Genomic DNA, 17,484 nt, shown 5'->3' with positions numbered 1-17,484 from the left:
ACAATTTCCCATGCGGCAGCCACGCATGAGGCGCAAGCGCTGCGTGTAGAATGGCGGGCCTGTCAACTCCCTCCTTCGTATGCAACTCGACCTCCTGCGCCAGCGCCTGCGCGCCCTCGGTGCCCTGCCCCTGCACGAGCAGCGCGTGCTGCGCGACTGGGTGCAGGCCCAGCCGCACGACCAGGGCCGCCGCCGGGCCCGGGATTTCCTGCCGCGCCCTGTCAGGGACGCGCTGCCGCAGATCGACGCCGAGCTGGCCGCCATGGCCACGCTGGTATCGACCCACCCGGGCGCGGACGGCTCGGCCCGCCTGCTGGTGGGCCTGGCCGACGGCCAGACCGTGGAAAGCGTGCTGCTGCCGCGCGACGGGGTGTGCGTGTCGAGCCAGGTCGGCTGCGCCGTGGGCTGCCAGTTCTGCATGACGGGACAAGGCGGCCTGGTGCGCCAGGTCACCAGCGGCGAAATCGTGGCCCAGGTGGTGCTGGCGCGCACCCTGCGGCCGGTCAAGAAAGTGGTGTTCATGGGCATGGGCGAGCCGGCCCACAACCTCGACAATGTGATGGAAGCCATCGACCTGCTGGGCACGGAAGGCAAGCTGGGCCACAAGAATATCGTGTTCTCCACCGTCGGTGACCCCCGTGTGTTCGCGCGTCTGGCGCAGGGCAAGGTAAGGCCGGCGCTGGCGCTGTCGCTGCATACCACCCGGGCCGGGCTGCGCGAGCGCCTGCTCCCCCGCGCCCCGCGCCTGACGCCCGACGAGCTGGTGGCACTGGGCGAGACCTATGCGCGCCTGACGTCCTACCCGATCCAGTACCAGTGGACCCTGCTCGACGGCATCAACGATGGCGACGACGAGCTCGATGGCATCGTGCGCCTGCTCAAGGGCAAATACGCCGTCCTCAACATGATTCCCTACAACACCATCCCCGGCCTCGACTTCCAGCGGCCAAGCTGGGACAAGGCGCGCGCCATCGCCGAACGGCTGCACGCACGCGGCATCCTGACCAAGCTGCGCGATTCGGCGGGGCAGGATGTCGATGGCGGCTGCGGCCAGCTGCGGGCCCGGGCAGAGCGGCCTGCGCGCAGCATTCCCATCCGGCCGGCGTCCTGACGCGCCGCCCCGGTGTCAGGGCTTGGGCGCCATCCAGTCATCGTATTTGCGGTCCAGGCGGCGCGCCGTCCCGTCGCGCTGCATGGCCTCGAAGGCGGCATTGAGCCGTGCAATGGTGGTATCGGGCACCGCGCGGTTACAGGCCAGGTACAGCTTGACGCGGTTGAAGGTAAATACCGGCACGATGCGTCCGGCCCAGCCGCTGTTGCCCAGCGCCGGGCTGTCGCGCCGCAAGCCCACCGCCCACAGGTCGATCCGGCCAAGCAGCAGCTTTTGCGGATTGCTCAGGTCATTGGGCGCCGGGTCCACCAAAAAGCCGCGCGAGCGCAGGAAGGAATCGCGGGCGTCGCCGCCATAGGTGCCGATGCGCAGCTTGCGCGCGTCTTCCAGCGTCCGCAGCTGGTAGCTGCGGTCGGCCCGGCCCATCAGCACCCAGTCGCCCTCGTCGGTGGGACCGGCCCATTTGAACAGGTGCTCGCGCTCGGGCGTGCGGGTGGTGGAGTAGACGCAGCCATTGGCGCGCGTGAGCGCGATGCTGTAGGCCCGCTTCCAGGGCAGCACTTCCAGCGTGTAATCGATGGCTGCGCGCTGCATGGCTTCCCGCACCTTGTCGGTGGCAATGCCCACCACGCGCCCGTTGTCCAGCATGCTGGTGGGGGGCGAATTTTCGGTGGCGATATGCAGCAGCTGCGCCTGTGCAGCGGCGCCGGCGTGGAGGGCGGCCAGGAGTGATGCGAGTAAAGCTGTTCGTGTAGCCATGGTGCGCCTCAAGCTGTTCCACTGCCAGAATAGCAGCTAGGCTCAGGTCGCTGCAACCGCAGCGCGTGCATCCGTGGCGTGCCTTGTCAAGCGCATAAGCATGGCACCGGACGGGGACGGCATGCCATTTCAGCAAGCTGCGGCAAAGTGGATGCAGAGAGGGAAAAGGAGCAGCTGCCCCTTTTCCCGGGTAACGTCTAGCGCTCCGACACGGCGTCGACCACGCACAGGGCCGTCATGTTGACGATGCGGCGCACGGTGGCCGATGGCGTGAGGATATGGACCGGGCGGGCGCAGCCCAGCAGGACGGGGCCGATGGCAATGCCATTGCCGGCCGCCGTCTTGATGAGGTTGTAGGCAATATTGGCGCTGTCGATATTCGGCATCACCAGCAAATTGGCATCGCCCTGCAGGGTCGACTGCGGCATCAGGGCCATGCGCAGCTTGCTGTCGAGCGCCACGTCGCCGTGCATCTCGCCATCGACTTCCAGATCCGGCTTTTGCTGCTGCACCAGGGCCAGGGCCGCGCGCATCTTTTTGGCCGACTCGCTGTTGGCCGATCCGAAATTGGAGTGCGACAGCAGGGCCGCGCGCGGGATCAGGCCAAAGCGGCTCATCTCGTCGGCGGCCATGATGGTGATTTCGGCCAGCTGCTCGGCGGTGGGATTTTCGTTGACGTGGGTATCCACCAGTGCCATCTGGCGCTCCGGCAGGATCAGGAAATTCATCGCCGCGTACACGTTGGCGCCGGCGCGCCGGCCCAGCACCTGGTCGATGTAATGCAGATGCAGCATGGTGGTGCCGAAGGTACCGCAGATCATGCCATCGGCGTCGCCCTTGTGGATCATCATGGCGCCGATCAGGCTGTGGCGGCGGCGCATTTCCAGCTTGGCGTATTCCTGGGTCACGCCTTTGCGGCACGTCATCTCGTAATAGGTCTGCCAGTAGTCGCGGTAGCGCTCTTCGCGGTCCGGATTGATGACGTCGAAGTGCTCGCCCTCGCGGATGCGCAGGCCGAACCTGGTGATGCGCTGTTCCAGCACGCTCGGGCGGCCCACCAGGATCGGGCGCGCCAGCTTCTCGTCCACCACCACCTGCACTGCGCGCAGCACGCGCTCCTCTTCACCCTCGGCGTAGACGATGCGCTTCATCTCGGGCGGCGCCGCCTTGGCCACTGCAAACAGCGGCTTCATGAAGGTGCCGCTGCGGTACACGAACTGCTGCAGGCTCGCCGCGTAGGCCTGGAGATCGGCGATGGGACGCGTGGCCACCCCCGACAGTTCGGCCGCGCGTGCCACTGCCGGCGCGATGTGCATCAACAGGCGCGGGTCGAACGGCATCGGGATCAGGTATTCCGGGCCGAACGACAGGTTGCTGATGCCGTAGGTGGTCGCCACCACGTCCGACTGCTCGGCGTGCGCCAGTTCGGCAATGGCGTGCACCACCGCGATTTCCATTTCGCGCGTGATGGTGGTGGCGCCGCAATCGAGCGCGCCACGGAAAATGTAGGGGAAGCACAGGACATTGTTGACCTGGTTCGGATAGTCCGAGCGGCCGGTGGCAATCACCGCGTCGCCGCGCACCGCCTTGACTTCCTCGGGCAGGATTTCCGGGGTCGGATTGGCCAGCGCCAGGATCAGCGGATTGGGCGCCATCTGGCTGACCATCTCCTGTTTGAGCACGCCGCCGGCGGACAGGCCCAGGAAAATATCGGCGCCGGGCATCACCTCGGCCAGGGTGCGCAGCGGCGTATCCTGGGCAAAGCGCTCCTTGTCCGGGTCCATCAGCTCGGGGCGGCCCTTGTACACCACGCCGGCAAGGTCAGTGACGAAGATGTTTTCGATCGGGAAGCCCAGATCCACGATCAGCTCCAGGCAGGCCAGGGCGGCCGCACCGGCGCCCGACACCACCAGCTTACACTCGCGCATATCCTTGCCCACCACCTTGATGCCATTGATGATGGCTGCCCCGACGATGATCGCGGTGCCATGCTGGTCATCGTGGAAGACCGGGATCTTCATGCGGCTGCGCAGCTGGCGCTCGATGTAGAAGCACTCCGGCGCCTTGATGTCTTCCAGGTTGATGCCGCCAAAGGTTGGCTCGAGCGAGGCGATGATGTCGACCAGCTTGTCCGGATCCTGCTCATTGATCTCGATATCGAAGACATCGATGCCAGCGAATTTCTTGAACAGGACGCCCTTGCCTTCCATGACAGGCTTGGACGCGAGCGCCCCGATATTACCCAGCCCCAGTACTGCCGTACCGTTGGTAATGACCGCCACCAGATTGCCGCGCGCCGTGTACTTGTAGGCTGCCTGCGGATCCTTCACGATCTCCTCGCACGGCGCCGCCACGCCCGGCGAATACGCCAGGGCCAGGTCGCGCTGGTTGAGCAATTGCTTGGTGGGGGTGACGCTGATCTTGCCGGGGCGCGGAATCTCGTGATACTCGAGCGCGGCCTGGCGCAGGGTTTGACGGCGTTCTTCTTTCTTTTCCGGGGACGAATCCATGCTGGTGCGGCCTTCCTGTTACTGGGGGATCGTCGATTTTAGCAGACCGTGCCAAAGCGTATTTTAAATGGTCCGAAAACCGGGAAGGCGCCATCGCCGGCGAAGCGCCGGGCACGTGGCAGGCCAAGGCATTGCCGGTATGCTCGCAAACTGGCGAGGCCATCGGCGCGGCAGCGGCACCTGGCGCGGGCGGCCGGAATGACGGTCCGGGTCCGTCCAGGAGCAAGCCGACCGCGGCGCGGCCTGCATCCCTTGCGTGAATGGCGTGCCGGCGTGTCCCAGGTGCAGGGGCGGCGGCCGGCTGGCGGGGCGCAGCGCTTGGGCGCGGCAAAGATGCTGCTGGCCGAAGAGCCGGGACTCGCCCCGCAGGCGAGGTCAACGTACAATATGCCATGCTCTCCGAATTCGAACTCATCAAAAACTACTTTGTGCGCGCGCGCCAGGGGCGCGCCGTGGTTGGCATCGGCGACGACTGCGCCGTGATCGCGCCGGCGGCCGGCAAGCAGATGGCCATCTCCTCGGACATGCTGGTCGAAGACCGACATTTTTTTGCCGGGGCGGACGCGCGCATGCTCGGACACAAATCCCTGGCCGTGAATCTGTCCGACCTGGCGGCCATGGGAGCCAGGCCGCTTGGCTTCACGCTGGCGCTGGCGCTGCCGGCAGCCGATCCAGTGTGGCTTGAAGCATTCGCCTCGGGCCTATTCGCACTGGCCGATGAATTTGACTGCGAACTCATTGGCGGCGACACCACCAAAGGTCCGCTCACCATCTGCATCACCGTCTTTGGCGAACTGGCACCGGGCCAGGCGCTGCGGCGCGATGCTGCGCTGGCCGGTGACGACATCTGGATCTCCGGGGCGCTGGGCGACGCGCGCCTGGCCCTTGCGCACTACTGGAACGAGCACCGGCTGAGCGACGCCGCGCTGGCGCAGGCCGCGCCGCGCATGCACGCGCCGACGCCGCGGGTAGCGCTGGGGCAGGCGCTGGCGCAGGGGCAGCTGGCGCGGGCGGCGATTGACATCTCGGACGGCCTGGCAGGCGACTTGCGCCACATCCTGGGCGCGTCGGGCCTGGGAGCCACGCTTGACGCCGACGCGCTGCCGGCGGGGCCGGTGCTGGCGCAGCAGGACAGCGACCTGCGGCGGCGCTTCTGCGTCGCTGGCGGCGACGACTACGAGCTGTGCTTCACAGCCGCGCCGGCGCAGCGCGCCGCCGTGCAGGAAGCCGGCCTGCGCACCGGCACCGCGGTCACGCGCGTCGGGCGCATGGAAACGGCGCGCGGGCTGCGGCTGGTCGACAGCGCCGGCAAGGCGCTCACCCTCAAAGTGGCCGGCTTCGACCACTTCGCCAGCTAGCCACGACCCCATCAAAAATTTCCTACCGCCAGGGTCAGACCACTTAAAACCAGTTTTTGCAACAAATAGCGCGCAGGCATGTCATATCGATGCCCCGTTGATATGACTTGAGAAACGTACGGGAACCAACAGGATAGGACGAGCTTTAAATCCGCCGTTGTTACCCAAAACCTTGCGATGCGGCCAGAAAATGACTGCAAACCATTGTTTTTAGCCCGATTAAGTGGTCTGACCCCGGGGTGGGTGGGGTCAGATGGAGATTTGTTCGGCGCCGTTGCCAGCCAGCCCGCTGCGCATCCTGCGGCGTTCGTCGCGCTCGCCATTGACAAGCCAGTAATGATGGAATGCCAGCCGGATGTTGTCGCGCAGCTGGGTGTCGTCCCAGGGCTTGGTGTAGAAGCGGTAGATGGCACCCCGGTTGATGGAGTCGAGCACCGCTTCGAGCCCCGTGTATCCAGACAAGATGATGCGGATCGTGTCCGGATACATTTCCTTGACCTTGCTGAGAAACTCGGTGCCGCTCATGATCGGCATGCGCTGGTCGCACACGATTACTTGCACCTCGTTGAGCGCCAGCAGCTCGAAGCCTTCGGCCGGCGACTGCGCTGTCAGAACCCGGTAACTGTCACGCCGGAACAGCCGGTGCAGCGCCGATAGTACGTTGACGTCGTCGTCAACCAGCAGCAGCGTCTCGCGCACCGCTTCCACCGATTCCGGCTCGGACGGCATGGCGCGGTTGGCGATCACCATTTCGGCCATCTCGCGCGCCGGCAACGGGCGGCTGAAGTGGAAACCCTGGATCTCGTCGCAACGGTGCCGCCGCAGATACGCCATCTGCGCGCGCGACTCCACGCCTTCGGCAATCACGCGCATCTTCATGCTGTGCGCCATGCTGATGATGGCCAGCGCGATGGCCGCGTCGTCCGGGTTGATGGTGATGTCGCGCACAAAGGCGATGTCGATCTTGAGCTTGTCGATCGGGAAGCGCTTGAGGTAGGCCAGGCTCGAGTAGCCAGTGCCGAAATCGTCAATCGCAATCTTGATCCCCAGCGCCTTGATATTGCTGAGCACGCCAATGGTGTGCTCGGCGTTGGTCATCAAAGCGCTTTCGGTCAGTTCCAGTTCCAGCAGCGCGGGGTCGGCCTGGTGGCGCGCAATCGCCGCCCGCACATCGCCTTCGAGGTCGCCCTCGACAAACTGGCGGCTCGATACATTGACCGCCACCCGCACTTCGCCCACCCCTTCGTTCTGCCACTGCGCCATCTGGCGGCACGCTTCGTCGATGATCCACGCCCCCACCCGCACGATCAGCCCCGTCTCTTCCATCACGGGGATGAATTCGGCCGGGAACACGAGGCCGTAGCCCGGCCGGTTCCAGCGCAGCAGCGCTTCGGCCCCGGCAATGCGGCCGGTGGAGAGGTTGACCTTGGGCTGGTAGTACAGCACGAATTCGTTATTCTCGAGCGCGCGGCGCAAGGCCAGTTCCAGGTCCAGCCGCGCCAGAACCTGCACGTTCATGCCGGCGGTGAAAAAGCGGTAGCCGTCGCGCCCCGCTTCCTTGGCCCGCACCATGGCGGTGTCGGCGTAGCGCACCAGAGTCTCGGGATCGGTGGCGTCGTCCGGGTACATGGAAATGCCGATCGAGGTGGTCAGGCCGGCCTGCTGGCCTTCGAGGTCGAACGGCGCGCGCAGCGCTTCGCGCACTTCGTTGGCGACGTTGACCGCGTCTTCATGGTCGCGCGTCATGGTCAGGATCAGGCCGAATTCATCGCCGCCCAGGCGCCCCACCGTGTCGCGGATGCGCACGCATTGCACCAGGCGCGTGCTGAACTGGCGCAGCAGTTCGTCGCCCAGCGCCGCGCCCACCGAGTCGTTGACTATCTTGAAGCGGTCCAGTGAGATGAACAGCACGGCGATGCGCCAGTCCTTGTCCTGGGCCAGTTCGATGGCGTCGCGCAGGGTCTGGTAGAACAGGGTGCGGTTCGGCAGGCCGGTCAGGCTGTCGTAGCTGGCCATGTGCTTGAGCCGCTGCAGCGCCTGCAGCCGTTCGGTGATGTCGCGCGCCACCGCAATGAGCATGCGTACGCCGCCCACGGTCTGCACCTGCCAGTAGGTTTCCACCGGCACGGTCTCGAGGTCGGCCCGCAACAGCTGCGCGTCGATCAGCTGCGGGTCGCCCCGGTCGTCGGTACGCCCGGCCTGGCGCGCCAGTTCATCGGCACTGGCCAGCCCCAGGGCGACCGGTCCCATCTCCAGCAGTTCACAGCGCGGATAGACCAGCATGCGGCAGGCACCGTCATTGACGTCCACCAGCGACAGGGTGGCCGTATCGATCAGGAAGATGGCGTCGGCGGTGGCATCCATGGCGCTGCGAAATCGCTGCAGCTCGGCGGTGCGTTCGCGCACGGTCTGCTCGAGCAGCGCCCCGTAGTTCCTGGCGTCGCGGTGCATCAGGCGCACTTCCAGCATGTTGCGGATGCGGGTGAGCACTTCGACCGGGTCGAAGGGCTTGCTCACGAAATCGCGCGCGCCCGCTTCCAGCGCCTGCACCTTCTTGTCCGGGTCGGCCGTCACCACCAGCACCGGCAGGTAGCTTTCGCTCTCGATCGGCTTGAGCGCCTCCATCACGTCAAATCCGCTCATGCCGGGCATGTGCAGGTCGAGGATGATCAGGTCATACCGGTGCTGCTGGTGCAGTCCGGCGACCGTGGTGGAGTCGAGCGTGCTGCTGACGTTGGTGTAGCCGGTATTGGTGAGCAGGTACTCGAGCAGCTGCACGTTGACCGGCTGGTCGTCAACGATCAGGATGGCAGCTGCGTGGATGTCGGCCAGCGTAATCATGATTGCCCTGCTTTCTGCGCGGCGCGGCGCTGGTCCACCAGCGCCAGCGTGCTGTCGATGGCGTCGTTGAATTCGTCGATGTTGATCGGTTTGGTCAGGTAGCGCGCGAAGCCGCTTTCCAGTCCGCGCTCGACCTCGCGCGGCATGGCGTTGGCGGTCAGGGCCAGCACCGGAATGTGGCTGGTGGCCGGGGTGCGCTGCAGTTCCTTGAGTGCGTCCAGGCCGCTCATGCCGGGCAGGTTGATGTCCATCAGGATCAGGTCGGGCTGGTGCACCTTGGCCATTTCCAGGCCCAGGTGGGCGTCGGCCGCCGACAGCAGGCGCAAGTCGGTGCGGAAGGCAACGATTTCCTGCACCAGGCGCAGGTTGGCAGGATTGTCTTCCACGTACAGCACCACCCGCGCGGCATCGCTACGCCCACCTTCGCGCCGTGCCAGCGGCAGCACCACGCCATTGGGCAGCGCTGGCGCCACCGGCTCGGTCAGCGCCAGTTCGACCCAGAACACCGTGCCGACACCGACACTGCTCGACACGCCGATGGTGCCGCCCATGAGCTCGACCAGGCGCCGCGTGACCACCAGCCCAATGCCGGTGCCTTCTTCCACGCCATTCTCCTGCCCCAGGCGGTTAAATGGCTGGAACAGGCCGCCGACCTGCTCCTCGGTCAGGCCAAGGCCCGTATCCTGCACCGTCAGGCGCACCCGCTTGTCGGCCAGCGCGACGCAGCCCACCACCACTGCGCCCTGCTCGCGGTTGTACTTGACCGCGTTCGACAGGAGGTTCAGCAGCACCTGCTTGAGGCGGGTGCGGTCGGCCAGCACCACCGCCCCTGTCGACTCGGGAAACAGCATGCGGATTTCGCGCGGGCGGCCCATGGGTTCGACCATGCCGCGGCATTCGAGCAGGATTTCGTCCAGCGCCACCGGCTCCATCGACAGTGTGACGGTGCCCGATTCGACCTTGGCCAGGTCAAGGATCTCGTTGATCAGGGTAAGCAGGTGGCGCCCGGACTTGAGCACGTGGCCGGCAAATTCCTTCTTTTGCGCCAGCGTGGTGGGCATGCTGTCGGAGGTCAGAATCTGGGCAAAGCCGAGGATGGCGTTGAGCGGCGTGCGCAGCTCATGGCTCATGGAGGACAGAAAAGCCGACTTGGCCGCGTTGGCACTCTTGGCCGCCTCCATCGCCAGTTCCAGCTCGTTGTTGATCATTTCCAGCTGCAGCGTGCGTTCCTGGACGCGCCCTTCGAGCTCGCGGTTCAGGCGCATGATTTCCTGGCGCGCGCGGGCCCGCTCTTCGAGCTCGCGCGCGATGGTCTGGTTGGACTGCTCCAGCGCCCCGGTACGCGCTTCTATTTCCGTCAGCATGGCATTGAACGAGTCCACCAGTTCGCCCGCTTCATCGTCGCTGATGCGGGTGGCGCGCTGCGAATAGTCGCGCGTGGCCACCACTTCGCGCGCGATCTCGGTAATCGAGGAGATGGGCCTGGTGAGAAAGCTGCCGATGCGGCGCGCCAGCAGGTAGGCAATCAGGAGGGCCAGCGCGACGATCCCGAGCGCTGCCAGCAGGTAGTCGATGGCGCGCTCGACCAGGGTGTACTGCGAGCGCAGGAACACGGTGCCGAGCCGCTCGCCATTGTCGATGATGGGACGGTACAGGCGCAGCTCGTTGCCCTGGATGTGGATTCCGTCGGCGCCGGCCTGCGGCGCCAGGGGCGCCTTTTCTCCCGGCGCCAGATAGGAGGCAAACAGTCTGCCGTTGGCCTGGTAGATGGCGCCGGCCTTGATGTCGGGCCGGATGCGCAGCAGGTTCAGGTCCTTGGCCGCCAGGCGCGGATCGTCAAAGGTGAGCGCGGCCGATGTCATGCGCCCCAGCAGTTCGGCCTGGGTGGACATGTCGCCCAGCAGCGCGCGGTGGTAGGCCCGCAGGTCGTAGGCCATCAGCGCGCCAATCGACACCACCAGCGCCGCGAGCGTGGCCAGCAAGACCACGGCCACCAGCTTCTGGCGGGTGGAGCGCACGCCTAGCACGCGCGCCTCTCCACGCACAGCCGCACCGGCCCGCACGCGGAGCTTTCGAGCGGCTGCGCGTCCAAAAAACCGGTTCCGCCCAGGGAACCCTGTGCTCGTAGGATCGGCGACATGACATTCCAAATTAAATGCGTGAAGGAACTTACTAATACGCAATTGAAGAATAGCAGCCTGCCAAACAAGCGCGGCGCACGAAAGACCCGCGCATGTTTGTTTGTAATCAAACCACTCTACCCGGATTTGTACGTGAAAGTATGAAATTGGCGAAAACATCCCGGTTCAATCCGGACACAATTGCGCCGGCTGCATGGTAAAGTTAGCGGCATGCGGCAGGGTTCAGGGCAGCTGGCCCGCCCTTGCGGCACCTTTTCCAACAGCAGGGAGTGGCGTGACGAACGATATTGTTGACCTGGCGGCACAGGCAGGCCGGGCATTGCGTGCCCGGGGCTGGCTGCTGGCAACGGCGGAATCGTGTACCGGCGGCGCCGTCGCGCAGGCCGTCACCGAGGTGGCCGGCGCCAGTGCATGGTTCGAGTGTGGTTTTGTCACGTATTCCAATGATGCCAAGACCCGCCTCCTGGGGGTGCCGGCCGCACTCATCGCCCGGCACGGCGCCGTCAGCGAAGAAGTGGCCGCGGCCATGGCCAGCGGCGCCCTGGCCAACAGCAGCGCGCACATTGCCCTGTCCACCACGGGCATTGCCGGCCCCACCGGTGCGGTACCCGGCAAGCCGGTCGGCACCGTCTGCTTTGGCTGGAGCCACGCCGGCCATACCCATACCGAGCGCCTGGTCTTCGGCGGCGACCGCCACGCCGTGCGCGAGCAGTCGGTGCGGCACGCCCTGCAGGCACTGCTGCGCCTGATCCAGACGCCTTGAGCGCGCCCGCCCTGACCCTGGCCGCGGCCCTGCTGATGGCCTGCCATGCCGGTTCCGCCCACGCTGGCGCCAGATCGTACACCGTGTACGCGGCCGGCGACATTGCCTATTGCGGCAAGGTCGCACCGGCACGCACGGGCGCCGCCGACACGGCGCAGCTGGTCGAAATGGGCCTGGCCGCCACGCCCCATGCCGCTGTCCTGCTGCTGGGCGACATTGTCTACCAGCGCGCCACGGCGGCCGAATTTCGCCACTGCTACGATCCGACCTGGGGCCGCTTCAAGGCGCGCACCCTGCCCGCTCCCGGCAATCATGAGTACTACACACCGGGGGCAAGGGGCTACTTCCAGTACTTTGGCGACGCCGCCGGCCCCGGCTACTACCGCGTCCAGCTGGGCGCCTGGCAAGTCTTCTCGCTCGACAGCAACCTGACGGGCAAGGCCCAGCAGACCCAGCTTGCGTGGCTGGCGCGCGAACTGGCCGCCCATCCGGCGCCCTGTACGCTCGCCTACTGGCATCACCCGCTGTATAGTTCTGGATGGCACGGAAGTTCTGCGAACATGCGGGCAGCGTGGCAATTGCTGCAAGATGCGGGCGCGGAGGTCGTGCTGTCCGGGCATGATCACACGTACGAGCGCTTCGCCGCCCAGGATGCGCATGGCCGGCGCGACGCGCGCGGCTTGCGCCAGTTCGTGGTGGGAACGGGCGGCTCCTACCACACACCATTCAAGTGGCCGCTGGCGCACAGTGAAATGCGCGACAATAGCCGCTTCGGCGTGCTCAGGCTGACGCTGCGCGAGCGCGGCTACGACTGGCAGTTCCTCGAGGCGCGCTACGATGGCCTGCCGAACGGACAAGCACCGGATAGCGGCAGCGCCCCCTGCCACTGAACGCCGCCGGCCGCCACTAACTTTTGGAGCTATTCGATGCACAACACGGTTCACTTCATCCTGCAGGGTAAAGGCGGCATCGGCAAGACGCTGGTATCGACCATCCTGGCGCAGTGGCTGGCGGCGAGGGACGAGCGGCCCTTGCGCTGCTACGACACCGACCAGGAAAACGCCACCTTTTCGCGCTACAAGGCCATGAACGTGAAGCACGTGCCGGTGATGACCGATACCCGCACCATCGACCCCAAGCGCTTCGACGCGCTCATGATCGACATTCTGGAAGAGGAAGGCAACTGCGTGGTCGACAACGGGGCCAACACGTTTTCGCCCCTGATGAGCTATCTGCTGGAGAACGACTGCTTCGACCTGCTCAAGGAATCCGGACGCAAGGTCTACATCCACACCATCGTGGGCGGCGGCGACACGCTGCACGATACGGCCATGGGCTTCCTGTCCACCGCCAAGTCCACCGACGTGCCGCTGGTGTTGTGGGAAAACGAGCATTTTGGCCTGCTGCAGTCGGGCACGGGCAAGCTGTTCATCGAGTCGCAGACCTATGCCGACCACGCCGAGCGCGTGGTCGGCCGCGTGGTCCTGTCCCAGCGCAACGCCGACACTTTCGGGGCCGACATCAAGAAGATGAATATCGCCCGAATGACGGCGGAAGAAGTGCGCGCCAGCGAAAAATTCAATGTCATGGAAAAGCAGCGCATCAAGGTGGTGTTCCGCGACCTGTTTGAACAACTCGACAAAGTGAACTGGTAGGGCCATGGACCAGCAAAAACTGCGCACACTGGTATTTGAAAAGACCGGCATCAAGATCGATGTGGACGACCCGGTGTTTGCCCTGGTCGCGCTCAATGAAGCGGTGCTGGCCGAAGCGGTGGAGCGCCATGTGGCGCTGCTCGACGACGCCACTGCCGACCTGGCCGACCAGGCCGATGCCCTGCTGGCCGCCGGCGCCGTGTGCCGCTACCAGGGCGGCGCGGCGCCGCAGGCAGCAGCCACGCCGCAGCGTGCCCCTGCGCCCGGGTTGTCCCACGCCGAGCGGCGTATGATGGCGCTTGCCGCCGGCGCCGCACTGCTGTGTGCCACCCTGGTCCTCCTGGGACAAGCCTTGTTGTTCCGGCCCGCGCCACCACCGGCTGCTACCGTCATTGCCAAGGAGCTCACGCCGGAGCAGGCACTGGCCATCCGCAACGGCGAAAAAATGGCGAAAATTGTCCAGAAGCTGGACCAGAAAACCCGTAACGCCATTCAGGCAGAAATGCAAAAGCCGTAATTTATGTCCCCTTTGAAGATGCTTGCCATACCCGCGCTGGTGATGTCGCTTGGCGCCGCCGCGCCCGCCCCGGCCGCGCCCACCTTCCCCATCGAAAAGTACACCCTGCCCAACGGCCTGGAAGTGATCCTGGTGGAAGACCACAAGCTGCCGCTGGTGGCGGTCAACATCTGGTATCACGTGGGGCCAGCCAACGAGGCGCCGGGCCTGACCGGCTTTGCCCACCTGTTCGAGCACATGATGTTCGCCGCCACCAGGCACGCGCCGCGCGGCCTGGTCGACCAGTTGTTCGAAGGCGCCGGCGCCACCGATTCGAACGGCAGCACCGATTTTGACCGCACCAATTACTACGATACGCTGCCGTCGAACCAGCTGGAGCTGGCCCTGTGGGCGCATGCCGACCGCATGGGCTACCTGCTCGATGTGCTGGACCAGAAGGCGCTCTCGAACCAGCAGGACGTGGTACGCAACGAGCGGCGCGACAGCGTGGAAAACGCCCCCTACGGCATTGTCGAGGAAGCGCTGTACCAGAACCTGTTCCCCAAAACGCACCCGTATCACGCCAACGTCATGGGCTCGCACGCCGACATCCAGAGCGCCAGCCTGAAGGACGTGCGCGATTTTTTCACGCGCTACTACGCGCCCAATAACGCCAGCCTGGTCATCGCCGGCGATATCGACAAGGCTGCCGCGCGCGCCCTGGTGGCACGCTACTTCGGCACCTTCAGGCGCGGCGCCGATGTCGCCAAGCCGATTGTGACAACGCCTGCCCTCACGCGCGAGAAACGCGTGGTGGTGCACGACCGGGTCGAACTGCCGCGGGTGATCATGGGCTGGCTCACCACGCCGGCCTACCAGCCGGGCGACGCCGACCTGACCGTGGCCGCTTATGTGCTGGCCGGCGGCAAATCGAGCCGGCTGTACAAGTCGCTGGTGTACGACAAGCAGCTGGCGCAGGACGTGAGCGCGGACCAGAATGGCCACGCCATCAGTTCCGTGTTCGAGGTGGACGTCACGGCCCGGCCGGGCCGCACGGCGCAGGAAATCGAGCAGGCCATCGATGCCGAACTCGATGCCCTGCGCAAGAATGGTCCCACCCAGAAGGAAGTGGAGCGCGCGCAGTACGCCATCGAGGCAGCGCTGCTGTCAAGCGTGGAGAAGCTGGGCGGCGACGGCCTGGCGGACATGGTCAACGAATACAACCATTACGTGGGCGACCCGAACTACTTCAGCCGCGACCTTGAACGGTATCGCGCAGTGACCCCGGCCAGCGTGCAGCGGGTGATGGCCGAGCAGCTGCGCAAGGATGCGCGCGTGGTGATCCATGGCCTGCCCGGCACGCCGCTACTGGCACCGGAAGTGCCGGTCACCAGGCCTAAGGGCCGTCAGCCAAAGGCGCAGGGCATCAACGCCGACGAACCCTGGCGCCACCGGGTGCCAAAGCCCGGTCCCGCGCCCACCATCACGCTGCCAAAGGCCACTTCGTTCAAGCTGGCCAATGGCCTGACGGTGATCCACCATCATAATCCGGCCTTGCCGCTGGTGGCCGCCGAACTGGTGGTCAAGGCCGGCGCCAGCGCCAACCCGGCCGCCATCCCTGGCCTGGCCAGCTTTACCGCCTCCATGCTCGACGAGGGCACGGCCACGCGCAGCGCGCCGCAGATTTCGGACGAACTGGCGCAGCTGGGCGCGGAGCTGTCGGCCGGCAGCGGGGCGGAAAATTCGCTGGTCTCGCTGCACGCCCTCAAGCGCAATTTTGCCAGGGCGTTCGAACTGATGGCCGACGTGGTGCTTCATCCCGCCTTTCCCGAGGCCGAGGTGGAACGCCAGCGCGCCAGCCGCCTGGCCGACCTGGCACAGGTGGAGGAAGACGCGGCGGCGGTGGCCAACCGGATGGCGGCCGCCGCGCTGTACGGCCGCCAGCACCCGTTTGGCTTCGGCGCCCTGGGCACCGAGGCGGCCATCAAGGCCACCACGCGCAGCCAGATGGCTGACTTCTGGCAGCAGCACTACCTGCCCAACAACGCGGCCCTGGTCATTGCGGGCGACCTGACGCAAGAAGAAGCGCTGGCCATGGCACAGGCGCGCTTTGGCGCATGGAAGAGCGGCCCGGTGCAGGCCCCGTCATTGCCGCCGCCGCAGACCACCGGCGCCGGCGCGGTGGTGGTGCACAAGGACGATGCCAGCCAGACCGCGCTGCAGGTAACCCTGCTCGGTGCCAGCCGCGCCAGCGACGACTACGCCGCCCTGGAGGTGATGAACGCGGCCCTGGGCGGCCTGTTCACGAGCCGCATCAACACCAGCCTGCGCGAGGAAAAAGGCTACAGCTACGGCGTCTATTCGCAGTTCGACTACCGCCGCACGCCAGGTCCGTTCGACATTGCCGGCAGCGTGCGCACCAGCGCCACCGGCGCCTCGGTGGCCGAGATCTTCAAGCAAGTCAAAGCCATCCGGGACGAGCCCTTGCCGGCGGCAGAGCTGGAAACGGCGCGCAATGCGCAGGTATTGTCGCTGCCTGGCCACTTTGAAACCAACGAGGGCATCGGCGCCAGCTTCGCGGGCCTGTTCGCCTTTGACCTGCCGCTGGACTACTATGCCACCCTGGCCGGCAAGTATGCGGCAGTGACGGCGCAGCAGGTGCAGGATGTGGCGCGCCGCTATCTGAAGCCGGAAAAGCTGATCGTGGTCGCGGTCGGCGACCGCAAGAAAATCGAACCCCAGCTGCGCAAGCTGAAACTGGGGACGATCGAGCTCCGCACGCCTGATGGCGGCCAGCGCTAGCGCCTTTTTTTCCAGGACCCGATCATGAAACACCGGCACGAGCAGCAGCACCAGCACCAGGAGAGCAACCACGGCCACCATGGCCACCACCATGATCATGCGCACGGCGATGCGCATGATCATCAGCATGGCCACGGCGGCCACGGCCACCATCACCATCACATCAATCCGGATGGGAATGGGCGCGCCTTTGCGCTGGCCATCGGCGTCAACGTGATCTTCGTGGCGATCGAATTCGTGTACGGCTTCATTGCCAACTCCACCGCGCTGATGGCCGACGCCGGGCATAACCTGTCCGATGTCCTGGGATTGCTGGTGGCGTGGGGCGCGGCCATGCTTACCCGCAGCGAGCCGAATCGCCGGTATACCTATGGCCTGCGCAGCTCGTCCATCCTGGCCGCCCTGTTCAATGCCCTGATCCTGATGCTAGCCTGCGGCGCCATCGCGTGGGAAGCGGTGCACCGCTTCAGCAACCCGGGCCCGGTCGGGGGCCTGACGGTGGCGGTGGTCGCCGCCATCGGGGTGGCCATCAACGGCTTCTCGGCCTGGCTGTTCATGGCCGGCGCCAAGGACGACATCAATATCCGCGGCGCCTACCAGCACATGGCGGCCGATGCGGCCATTTCGCTGGGCGTGGTGGTCTCGGGTCTGGCCATCATGGGCACCGGCTGGACCTGGCTGGACCCGGTGGTGAGCATCGTGATCGTGCTGTTCATCCTGGTCAGCACCTGGGCCTTGCTCAAGGAATCACTGCGGCTGGTGCTGGCGGCGGTGCCGGACAATGTGGACGCTGCCAAAGTGGCGGCCTATCTCGCCACCCGCCCCGGGGTCAGCTCCATCCACGACTTGCACATCTGGGCCATGAGCACCACCGAAACCGCGCTCACGGCGCACCTGGTGATGCCGGCCGGGTATCCGGGCGACGCCGCGGTGGACGCCATCGTGGCAGGCCTGAAGGCCGAGCACGCGATCCATCATTGCACCTTGCAAATTGAAATGGGCACCACACAGCACGACTGTGCGCTGCACGGCGACAGCCACTGAGTGG

12 protein-coding genes are annotated in these 17,484 nt (G+C 65.8%); 8 read left to right on the top strand and 4 right to left on the bottom strand.

The genetic code is table 11. The features are described 5' to 3' along the window. Positions 1-79: 79 nt before the first annotated feature. On the top strand, positions 80-1,111 hold the full coding sequence (locus KY495_RS11495; protein WP_219883762.1) for an RNA methyltransferase: 1,032 nt from the start codon (positions 80-82) through the stop codon (positions 1,109-1,111). A gap of 15 nt (positions 1,112-1,126) precedes the next feature. Here the strand turns inward: KY495_RS11495 and KY495_RS11490 are convergent, their stop codons facing one another. Further along, positions 1,127-1,870 (bottom strand): ABC transporter substrate-binding protein, encoded by a 744-nt coding sequence (locus tag KY495_RS11490; protein WP_219883760.1) that lies wholly within the window; start codon positions 1,868-1,870, stop codon positions 1,127-1,129. 197 nt (positions 1,871-2,067) lie between these two features. After that, positions 2,068-4,380 (bottom strand): NADP-dependent malic enzyme, encoded by a 2,313-nt coding sequence (locus tag KY495_RS11485; protein WP_219883758.1) that lies wholly within the window; start codon positions 4,378-4,380, stop codon positions 2,068-2,070. Between the two features lie 392 nt (positions 4,381-4,772). Here KY495_RS11485 and thiL point away from each other — a divergent pair, with 392 nt between their 5' ends. Further along, positions 4,773-5,738: a thiamine-phosphate kinase gene (gene thiL, locus KY495_RS11480; protein WP_219883756.1), complete on the top strand. Its 966-nt coding sequence runs from the start codon at positions 4,773-4,775 to the stop codon at positions 5,736-5,738. Positions 5,739-5,987: 249 nt separating this feature from the next. Here the strand turns inward: thiL and KY495_RS11475 are convergent, their stop codons facing one another. After that, complete coding sequence (locus KY495_RS11475; protein ID WP_219883754.1) at positions 5,988-8,579, bottom strand: EAL domain-containing protein; 2,592 nt, start codon at positions 8,577-8,579, stop codon at positions 5,988-5,990. Further along, on the bottom strand, positions 8,576-10,606 hold the full coding sequence (locus tag KY495_RS11470) for an ATP-binding protein (protein WP_219883752.1): 2,031 nt from the start codon (positions 10,604-10,606) through the stop codon (positions 8,576-8,578). The genes KY495_RS11475 and KY495_RS11470 overlap by 4 nt, the downstream gene beginning before the upstream one ends. 388 nt (positions 10,607-10,994) lie before the next feature. Between KY495_RS11470 and KY495_RS11465 the strand changes: the two genes are divergently transcribed. The 6 genes from KY495_RS11465 to KY495_RS11440 are packed head-to-tail and all read left to right on the top strand — an operon-like array spanning position 10,995 to position 17,480. After that, the gene (locus KY495_RS11465; RefSeq protein WP_229518584.1) at positions 10,995-11,483 is read left to right on the top strand and encodes a CinA family protein; all 489 of its coding nucleotides are present in this window, start codon (positions 10,995-10,997) and stop codon (positions 11,481-11,483) included. Then, positions 11,480-12,373, top strand: a complete 894-nt coding sequence (locus KY495_RS11460; RefSeq protein WP_229518583.1) for a metallophosphoesterase — start codon at positions 11,480-11,482, stop codon at positions 12,371-12,373. The genes KY495_RS11465 and KY495_RS11460 overlap by 4 nt, the downstream gene beginning before the upstream one ends. A gap of 36 nt (positions 12,374-12,409) precedes the next feature. Next, complete coding sequence (locus KY495_RS11455; RefSeq protein ID WP_219883749.1) at positions 12,410-13,138, top strand: hypothetical protein; 729 nt, start codon at positions 12,410-12,412, stop codon at positions 13,136-13,138. Between the two features lie 4 nt (positions 13,139-13,142). Then, positions 13,143-13,655, top strand: coding sequence for a hypothetical protein (locus KY495_RS11450; RefSeq protein WP_219883748.1), 513 nt, complete (start codon positions 13,143-13,145; stop codon positions 13,653-13,655). A gap of 3 nt (positions 13,656-13,658) precedes the next feature. After that, positions 13,659-16,436 (top strand): pitrilysin family protein, encoded by a 2,778-nt coding sequence (locus KY495_RS11445; RefSeq protein ID WP_229518582.1) that lies wholly within the window; start codon positions 13,659-13,661, stop codon positions 16,434-16,436. A gap of 24 nt (positions 16,437-16,460) precedes the next feature. Continuing rightward, positions 16,461-17,480, top strand: coding sequence for a cation diffusion facilitator family transporter (locus tag KY495_RS11440; RefSeq protein ID WP_219883746.1), 1,020 nt, complete (start codon positions 16,461-16,463; stop codon positions 17,478-17,480). The last annotated feature ends 4 nt before the right edge of the window (positions 17,481-17,484 follow it).

This window comes from Massilia sp. PAMC28688 (assembly GCF_019443445.1).
In the GTDB taxonomy this organism is placed as follows: domain Bacteria; phylum Pseudomonadota; class Gammaproteobacteria; order Burkholderiales; family Burkholderiaceae_D; genus Telluria_A.
Note: the sequence above shows the minus strand (reverse complement) of the source record. Positions and strands in the feature narration are given on the sequence as shown.